Source organism: Pseudoalteromonas sp. Z1A6, from assembly GCF_011378745.1.
Taxonomy (GTDB): Bacteria; Pseudomonadota; Gammaproteobacteria; order Enterobacterales; family Alteromonadaceae; genus Pseudoalteromonas; species Pseudoalteromonas arctica.
This window is the reverse complement of sequence record NZ_WTKW01000178.1, coordinates 1-8,772: the sequence shown is the minus strand read 5'-3', so window position 1 is coordinate 8,772 and position 8,772 is coordinate 1. Positions and strand designations below refer to the sequence as shown.

Sequence of the window (8,772 nt, the reverse complement as noted above, 5' to 3'; positions counted from 1 at the left end):
TGCTGGGCTTTCTTAGATTAAATATATTAGCTTTTTAACTCGCCTGTAGATGATTCTAAATGGGCTCTAATAAACCACTGAAATTGCTCTAGGTCAGCTAGTTGGCTGGTGATCATATCTTCAGACACCGGATCTAATTCAGAAAGAGTCTCAATTGCTTTGCGGTGATCGCCATTAACGCCGTTGTATACTTTATCAAGTGCGGCTAAATGCTCGGTTACTAAACCTTTACCTACTGAGTATTCGTTCCATGTACGACGATCTACAATTGATTTAGGCGTACCAACGGGCACTCCACCAAGAGTCGCAATTCGCTCTGCAATTGTATCTGTCATTTCGCGCACAATGTCTACTTGTGGGTCTATCATTTCGTGTACGCCAATAAAGTTAGGTCCCACTACGTTCCAGTGAATATGCTTTAAAGTAAGCTGTAAATCTATCAATGCAACCATGCGGTTATCTAGCGTAGCTATTGTTTTTTGAGCTGATTCGTCACTCATACCTGGCGCGGTAAATTTAGTTGTTTTGTTTGATTCGTTATTGTTACTCATAATTTCTCCTACATTAAGTAATGTGTTGCTCATATAATATGTTGCGTTATGAGCATGACTTAAACTTAATGAAGCAACTGTTATGCCGTAAGTTGATTACTTTCAAAAGTGATTTAAAAACATGGGGTTATGTTTTTATTTAAGATTTTAGAGGCTGGAGGGATGATTGAATTTTTGAAAAGCCTGCATACATTTGTAAAATCTGCAGACTTTAATTTAATAACGCTTAAGTGTATTTAAACTTTGGCTATATATTCGTGCGCTTTTAAAACATCGAGCGGCACTATTTCTAATGATTTTTTATTTGTGGCTTCAAGTACCACTGGTGGCGCAACGTTTGCTGCAATAGCATGAAGCCATCTTAGCGCACACAAGCACCATTTATCACCGGCTTTTAAACCTTCAAAATCGTAAAGAGGGTTTGGGCTTATTAAGTCGTTACCTTGTGATTTTGAAAATTGTAAAAACTCGTCAGTCATAATTGCACACACACTGTGATTGCCAAGATCTGATTCTGGTACATAACAAAATCCTTCACGTGTGTAGCCACCATTACCGCAACATAGTTTTAAACGCGTGCCAAGTACATTAAATTGATTCGCCATGAAATACCTTAGTTTGTGGTGTTTAATAAATTTACTCTATCAGGAGTAACTCGCTTGAGATAGCTATAAAACTTAAAAGAGGGAAGGGGGTCTACACAAACTTAAGCCCGCAGCAAAATTGCGGGCTTAGTATTATTTATTTAATACGCAGTGCCATACAATCGCTATGGCCGTTTATGATCATGCTTTTATCAACACGTACGCCACCACCAGAGTATTTTCCGGCGGCTGTAAAACTACATATTTGTACAAAGTAGTCATCTACTTTAGGCAGTGCAAATAGTTGTTGGTATATTTGGTCTTGCTCGGCAAAGTGCCCCATTGTTTTTTCTATAACTTGCTGCTGTTCATCAACAAGTTGAATATTAGCACCACAACGTCCTACTATTGGTTTAACTACATAACCGGTTTGTAATAACTCGTCGTTAAGCTCAAACGCGGTATTAAGTAAATATTTATGATTAGGGAATAAACTCCACAGTATTGGTAAAATAGCCTTGTTACTTGGGATCAATGTCCACAGCGGTTCAAATACCATGACATTTTTACGCAGTAATACATCGACTAAGCGTGGCGTTTCACCAATTTTGAATTGTGGTTCAAAGTTATCACCTAATGATTGGTCGGCTTCACATTCTTCACGAATTTGATCAAGTGCGGTTTCCCACGACCAGGTTTTCCATACGTAACTCAGTTGTGCGCCATCTGCATCTACTATGTTGCCTGATTCATTCCAGCGAAGTGTGCTTAAGCCAATTACTAACTTACACTCAAAGCCCGCGGCTTCAATAGCTTCTTTCATAAATAATGCGTGGTAATGCTCTTCTGGTTCATCATCTTGCAGAATATGAACAAGACCTTTTACTTCACTTTTACGCCATGCTTTTACGAGATCTTTAAATAAATTTTGGCCTGCATCTACACCTGTTTTAACACCAAAGTGTTTTGCCCATTTACCCTGAACTTTGCCGCTCTCCATATAACACGATGCCGAATCGCAATTGTATTCGTAAACTTTTAAACCTGCTGCTGTTAAAGCAAAGTCAAACCGACTGGTAATTAATTGGTTTAAGCGGTTATCCCACGATTGGCGAATTTTATTAATCACAACATCGGGTAAATTAAACTTTTTTAATAACTCAGGGTGCTGCAGTACATAGTCGGTTGCATGCATAAATAAGCCATGCAGCTCATTTGTTGCATGCTCAATGCTTTGCTGCGCCGTTTGAGATATCGCAAAGTAATTATGTTGATCCGCAGCTACTGATGTAAGTTTATGGCCTTGCATCATTTCTACGTAGGCAGCTTCATCGTCATTCGCAATATTTAACCATGACTTGTTTGCTTGGCCTGTATCTACTGCTTTATGGGCTTCTATAATAAATAAATCAGTGTTTAGCTCAGACGTTGGCTCAGCATATTCTGTTTCATCAGTTTGTGTCATCCAGCCTAAAATAGTGGCGTCGCTGTAAGAGCACTCAATCCAATAGTCGCCATCTTTAGTTACTTTTGCTTTTAGTTCACGGCACCAGCTTTGATCTTTTGGCCATATTTGATGTCCTACATTTTGCTCAGCAAGGCGTATTTTATCTTCGTGCACTTCAACAACGACAGCAACATGGCCTGTTTCTTCAAACTCGCCGCCTTCTTCCCATATAAGTAAGCTACCTACTTGAGGATGATGTTTTGCACCATTTTTAAACGCGTTTAGTGGCAATCTGTTTTGGCTATTTACATCGCGCACTGAACGCAGCTCAAAAATATCGTAAGCCATAGCAATATCATCAAAAATATAGCTATGGTTGAGATACATCCATCGACGTGCAAACTCAACGCATTGCCATTTATAGCCCATGTAAATGCCATCAAGGTAACTACGATAGGCGCTACGATTAGGATAAATGCTTTCGTCAGCCGTATCATAATCAGATGAGTACACAGCAACATTACCAGGTGCATAACCTAATAAGGTACCAAAATCACTAGCAGGAGCAGAAGATTTCATAAACAAAGATGTTCAAAATAAAGGTGTGATAATTTGCTGACTATATGAGCGAAACTGCGTTATAGCAAGATATAAAATATGTTTTTACGAAGGGGGATAAGTAAAAAATCACTCATTCATTAAAGAGTGAAAATACGGGAGAGTACTTTTACTAAGAATGTTAGGCTTGGTGCTTATTTTACTTGTAACCAGTTGAAATTTATTGATATTTTTGATGTGATTGTTACTGTTTAAATCTCAATTAAAAAATGGAGAAGCTATAGGTAACTTCTCCACTTTTATTATTCATATTTAGTGATTTTTATAATATGTAAAGCAGGTTAACGCGCTGCTAAATCATTTCAGCATCTATATGGCGTATTAGGTTTGATACCCAATTAACATATTGGCGGTGAATTTTTTTGCCGTTGTAGTTTAAGTTAATAGAGTCTTTATAGTTGATTGAGTATGCCGTTTTGTTATACGCAATATCGATAGTTAATTGGTGTGTGCGAATATCCAGTACACCTTTTATTTTACCTTCACTCATAGGCGTACACTTCCAACCAAGCTGAATACATGCCTTTAGAATGCCTTTTTCTACGTCAGCTTCACTGTTGGTAATTGTTGATGTTTGTGGAATAGGGTTTTGTTCAAAGTCTCTTACTGCAACAGATGTTGAACAACCAGCAAGTACAGTAAGTGTTGCCGCTGTAAGTAAAATTGAGTACTTTTTCATAATAATCCTTTGTTTTAATTTCATCCAATTGTGTTGTCTCGCCAATATATGCGCGCTTAGGTGAGATTATCGGTAAATTTATAGATGAGTGCCAGCAGTAATTAGAAAATTAAGAGAGTTAACCGAGATTTATCTCGGGTATTAGCTTTATTTATGAACAAGTTAAAGTTGAATTATTTAAGCTGTAGACCAAGGGTTAAAGCAAAATTATGTGTTGAAAGATTTACGTGAGCGATGACATGTTTTGAGGGAACGCTCTTTCTTTATGTTTTAAATTACTCCTATAGTCGTACTTTAGTTAATTTTTTGTTAAACTATTGCACTTAGTATGAATTGAAGTCAGTTAAAAGTTTTTAAAACAGGAAAAAAAATGGAAGATATAATAAACAACATTGATATTAATCAATATTTACCCGCTGCAATTACGTGGGCAACCAACATATTACTAGCGATTGCAATCTTACTTGCGGGCTTATGGCTGGCAGGCAAAGTACGCAATTTAATTATTGGCTTATGCCATAAATACACTCATCTTGATGATACGCTTTTTCGCTTTTTAGGCAGTATGGCTCGCTACATCATATTAGCGTTCGTTATTATTGCTGTGTTAAATCGCTTTGGTGTACAAACGGCCTCTATTATTGCTTTGCTAGGTGCTGCGGGACTTGCTATAGGCTTGGCGTTACAAGGTGCAATGTCGAACCTTGCCGCAGGCGTTATGCTACTTGTTTTCAGACCTTATAAAGTGAATGACTTTATTGAGGCCGCAGGGCGTTTTGGTAAAGTAACAGAAGTAGATATGTTTACTACTATTTTACAAACGTTCGATAACCAACAGGTTATTATTCCAAATAGTCAAATTTGGGGCGCGCAAATTATAAACCATTCACATCATCCAATTCGTGGTGTGGATATGCATTTTGGTGTTGCTTACGGTGAAGATACAACGGCTGTACGTAAAGTTATAGATGCCGTACTTGCAGCGCACCCACACATACTAAAAGATCCAGCTCCTTTTGTTGAAGTAGAAACTCTAAACAACAGCTCAGTAGACTTTTTAGTAAGACCTTTTTGTAAGGGCGAGCATTACTTCGATATTCTTTACACGGTGCCAGAGTTAATTAAAAAAGCACTGGATGAAAACAACATCGAAATACCTTTCCCACATCGTAAAGTTATTTTAGTTAACGAAAGCAAAGATTAACTAAATTTAAAACGATTTAAACCTAAGGGCACTTTTAAGTGCTCTTTTTTTGTGTGAAAAAGTTACATACCTGTGTAACCTTTTCTTTTATAAACCACTTCAAATACTACATTGTTATCTGTACAGCCCTTTTTTACTAGGTTGGATGGCTGGTCTTTATTTTGCATTTGCATAGTCGCTTTTAGCTTTAAAGCTCATAAAAACTATTGACCCATTAAATCAAACTGTATGAAGGACTAAACATGGCTGAATCATTTAAATACTCAGGTAATAAAGGGCATGGCGGTGAATTGCATCAAAAAGCGTCGGATGAACACCCTACCATGACCACCGCGCAGGGCTGCCCTGTAAGTGACGATCAAAACTCATTACGTGCAGGAAAGCGTGGCCCAGGATTATTAGAAGATCACATAATGCGCGAGAAGATCTTTCACTTTGATCACGAACGCATTCCTGAGCGAGTAGTGCATGCACGAGGTTACGGGGCACATGGGTACTTTGAAAATTACGACACGCTTGAAGATTTAACCTGTGCAGATATTTTTCAGCGAAAAGGTGAAAAAACCCCAGTATTTACTCGTTTCTCTACAGTTGCAGGTAATAAAGGGTCTCCAGATTTAGCACGTGATGTACGTGGTTTTGCGGTAAAATTTTATACCCAAGAAGGAAACTGGGATTTAGTGGGAAACAATATACCGGTTTTCTTTATTCAAGATGCGATGAAGTTTCCAGACTTAGTTCATTCAGCTAAAGCCGAGCCCGACCGAGGTTTTCCGCAAGCGCAAACAGCACATGATAACTTTTGGGATTTTGTGAGCTTATCGCCTGAGTCAATGCACATGGTTATGTGGGCAATGTCTGATAGAGCTATTCCGCGTTCATTGCGATTTATGGAAGGTTTTGGCGTTCATACCTTTAAATTTATTAATGCCAAAGGTGAAGAGAAATTTGTTAAATTTCATTGGAAACCAAAAGGCGGCATGCAATCTGTAGTATGGAACGAAGCACTTAAGCTAGACGGCGCGGACCCTGATTTTCATCGCAGAGATATGTGGGAATCTATTGGTAATGGCGACTACCCAGAGTGGGAGTTAGGTGTGCAGGTGTTTGATCAGCAATTTGCTGATGAATTTGAATTTGATGTTTTTGATGCCACCAAGCTTATACCTGAAGAGCAAGTACCAGTGCAAATTGTTGGCCGTATGGTGCTTGACCGTGTTGTAGACAACTTTTTTGCAGAAACAGAGCAAGTAGCATTTTGTACTCAAAACATTGTACCAGGGCTCGACTTTACACCCGACCCGCTACTGCAAGGTCGTAACTTTTCATACTTAGATACTCAAACTAAGCGTTTAGGTGGTCCTAACTTTACGCATATTCCGGTCAATGCGCCTAAATGTCCAATGCGTCATTTTCAGCAAGATGGCCACATGGCAATGCACAATCCAAAAGGGCGTGTTAATTATGAGCCAAACTCATGGAGCGGCGACGAAAACAACCCGCGCGAATGCCCAGTACATGGCTTTAAAAGCTCAAAGGAACCTGAAGTAAGCGGCGGTGATAAACTGCGTTATCGCTCAGAAACATTCAGCGACCATTACAGTCAAGCCCGTCAATTTTATTTAAGTCAAACAGAGGTAGAGCAGGCGCATATTCAATCTGCGTACGTGTTTGAGCTGTCTAAAGTTGAGCATTTACCAATACGAGAACGTTTGGTATCGCACTTGTTAAATATTGACGAAACCCTCGCAAATAAAGTTGCCGAAGGACTTGGCTTGCAAGAAATGCCAGACCCAGCTGAAGCTGCTATGCCAACACGTAAAGACTTACCTGTATCTGATGCGTTAAGTATTTTGAAAAATGCGCCCAACACCTTCAAAGGCCGTAAATTAGGTATTTTAGTAAGTGATGGCTTTAATGCAGAAATTTTTGAATCGGTTACCAATGCACTTAAAAGTGAAGGCGCAAACTCTGAAATTATTGCCCCACAAGTTGGCGGTGCTAAATGCAGTAAAGGTAAGCACTTTAAAGCTGATCAGGTTATTAATGGTGGTCCATCGGTTTTATACGATGCGGTACTTGTACTCACCACTGAAGAGGGAGCCGAAAAACTAGCTGCTATTGCAGAAGCTAAAGACTTTGTAAGTGATGCGTATGCACATATGAAATACATAGGCTACACACAAGAGGCTAAGCCTTTATTTAAAGCCGCAGGGCTCGATGACAAAGCAGATGATGGTTGGATTGATTTAGAGGCACACTCTGCCGATAAATTTATAAATACATTACGTAATTTAAGATATTGGAAACGTTAGTAAGCTCAATAATTAAAAAACCACAGCATGTAATTGTTGTGGTTTTTTTTAAGCTCACCTAGTTAAGGTATTAGTTCAAGCCAACAATAAAATTGGATATATTATGAAGCTTAATGGCGCTTGTCACTGTGGCAAAGTGGTATTTACGGTCAACTCAAAACACCCTTATCCTTATAATTTATGCTATTGCTCTGTATGTCGTAAAACCGCAGGGAGCGGCGGGTTTGTTATTAATTTGAACGCACAATACAGCACGCTTGAGGTTACAGGGCGTGAACACATAACTATTTATCATGCAAAAATAGGCGATAAAATCAGCCCTGCAGAGCGTCATTTTTGTAAGCATTGTAGTGCTAACTTGTGGTTATACGATGCACGTTGGCCTGAGCAAGTTCACCCCTTTGCTGGTGCAATAGATAGTGAGTTACCCATACCGCCAGAGCGCACTCATTTAATGCTTGGTAGTAAAGCAAATTGGGTAAATGCGCCCATTAATGAAGGTGACAAGCAATTTGAAGAATACCCTGATGAAAGTATTGCTGCTTGGCATAAGCGTTTAAACCTCGAAAAGTAACGCAATTTTTTGTATGAGCTAAGCTTAAATTTAGGGGCAATTAAACGCATATTTAGTTTATTAAATATTAAAAATCACCGCGTAAGTAAAGGAGAATATTATGGCAGTCCCAGCAATACCAAAAGGGTTTCATTCAGTTACACCATATTTAATTATGAATGACGCACAAAAAGCGATAGATTTTTATTGTGATGCATTTAGTGCTGAACACGTAATGCAAATGCCTTTACCTGATGGTGGAATAGCCCATGCAGAAATAATAATTGGTGATTCGCATATTATGCTTTCAGATAATGGTTCTGAAGAGCATTTAAAAAGCCCAAAAGAACTCGGTGGTACAGCGCTAAGCCTTATGCTTTATGTTGAAGATGTTGATACCGTATTTAAAAAAGCAATTGAGCTTGGTGCAACACTAATAAGACCCGTACATGATCAGTTTTATGGTGATAGGACCGGCACACTACAAGACCCATTTGGTCATATATGGATCATTGGTACACACAAAGAAGATGTTAGTGACGAAGAGTTAAATAATCGTATTGGGAATATAACAAATCAAGAGCAAGACGCATAACTAGCATGCTAATTAGATTTATGTACCTTCCTAATTACGTTGACGGCTTTAATGAAAGGCTTGTAGCTTTTGCTTCAACTCATCTAGGTTTTATCTTGTTATCGAAACCGTTTTCTGCCTAAACGTAGCTCACTTAGTAAAGCGAATTAGTATTAATTACTAGTTAAATTTTAGGCATAAAAAAACCTCAGCCAATAATTAGCTGAGGTTCAAAAAGTGGTACCAG

8 protein-coding genes are annotated in these 8,772 nt (G+C 38.7%); 4 read left to right on the top strand and 4 right to left on the bottom strand.

What is annotated here, in order from left to right:
* Positions 1–26: 26 nt before the first annotated feature.
* The 4 genes from dps to GQR46_RS12120 all read right to left on the bottom strand — a co-directional run bounded on the left by dps (position 27) and on the right by GQR46_RS12120 (position 3,879).
* A complete protein-coding gene (gene dps / locus GQR46_RS12135; RefSeq protein ID WP_010553097.1) occupies positions 27–551 on the bottom strand; it encodes a DNA starvation/stationary phase protection protein Dps in 525 nt (174 codons plus the stop codon).
* A 236-nt stretch (positions 552–787) separates the two neighbouring features.
* Positions 788–1,156, bottom strand: a complete 369-nt coding sequence (locus GQR46_RS12130; protein ID WP_165741092.1) for a DUF2237 domain-containing protein — start codon at positions 1,154–1,156, stop codon at positions 788–790.
* A 136-nt stretch (positions 1,157–1,292) separates the two neighbouring features.
* Complete coding sequence (gene gss, locus GQR46_RS12125) at positions 1,293–3,161, bottom strand: bifunctional glutathionylspermidine amidase/synthase (protein ID WP_165741091.1); 1,869 nt, start codon at positions 3,159–3,161, stop codon at positions 1,293–1,295.
* 331 nt (positions 3,162–3,492) lie between these two features.
* Complete coding sequence (locus GQR46_RS12120) at positions 3,493–3,879, bottom strand: hypothetical protein (protein WP_165741090.1); 387 nt, start codon at positions 3,877–3,879, stop codon at positions 3,493–3,495.
* A 370-nt stretch (positions 3,880–4,249) separates the two neighbouring features.
* On the opposite strand from GQR46_RS12120, the gene GQR46_RS12115 reads away from it, so the two are divergent.
* The 4 genes from GQR46_RS12115 to GQR46_RS12100 all read left to right on the top strand — a co-directional run bounded on the left by GQR46_RS12115 (position 4,250) and on the right by GQR46_RS12100 (position 8,546).
* Positions 4,250–5,083 (top strand): mechanosensitive ion channel domain-containing protein, encoded by an 834-nt coding sequence (locus GQR46_RS12115; RefSeq protein ID WP_010553100.1) that lies wholly within the window; start codon positions 4,250–4,252, stop codon positions 5,081–5,083.
* A 242-nt stretch (positions 5,084–5,325) separates the two neighbouring features.
* Positions 5,326–7,398, top strand: a complete 2,073-nt coding sequence (locus GQR46_RS12110; RefSeq protein ID WP_165741089.1) for a catalase — start codon at positions 5,326–5,328, stop codon at positions 7,396–7,398.
* A gap of 103 nt (positions 7,399–7,501) precedes the next feature.
* Positions 7,502–7,972 carry a GFA family protein gene (locus tag GQR46_RS12105; protein WP_165741088.1) on the top strand — a complete coding sequence of 157 codons (471 nt, stop codon included), beginning with the start codon at positions 7,502–7,504 and terminating at the stop codon, positions 7,970–7,972.
* 100 nt (positions 7,973–8,072) lie between these two features.
* Entirely contained in the window at positions 8,073–8,546 is a 474-nt protein-coding gene (locus GQR46_RS12100) for a VOC family protein (protein ID WP_165741087.1), read from the top strand.
* Positions 8,547–8,772: the final 226 nt, after the last annotated feature.

Bases quoted from the DNA above. Each gene is read 5' to 3' on its own strand.
- dps (WP_010553097.1), bottom strand. From the start codon at position 551: ATGAGTAACAATAACGAATCAAACAAAACAACTAAATTTACCGCGCCA.
- GQR46_RS12130 (WP_165741092.1), bottom strand. From the start codon at position 1,156: ATGGCGAATCAATTTAATGTACTTGGCACGCGTTTAAAACTATGTTGC.
- gss (WP_165741091.1), bottom strand. From the start codon at position 3,161: ATGAAATCTTCTGCTCCTGCTAGTGATTTTGGTACCTTATTAGGTTAT.
- GQR46_RS12120 (WP_165741090.1), bottom strand. From the start codon at position 3,879: ATGAAAAAGTACTCAATTTTACTTACAGCGGCAACACTTACTGTACTT.
- GQR46_RS12115 (WP_010553100.1), top strand. From the start codon at position 4,250: ATGGAAGATATAATAAACAACATTGATATTAATCAATATTTACCCGCT.
- GQR46_RS12110 (WP_165741089.1), top strand. From the start codon at position 5,326: ATGGCTGAATCATTTAAATACTCAGGTAATAAAGGGCATGGCGGTGAA.
- GQR46_RS12105 (WP_165741088.1), top strand. From the start codon at position 7,502: ATGAAGCTTAATGGCGCTTGTCACTGTGGCAAAGTGGTATTTACGGTC.
- GQR46_RS12100 (WP_165741087.1), top strand. From the start codon at position 8,073: ATGGCAGTCCCAGCAATACCAAAAGGGTTTCATTCAGTTACACCATAT.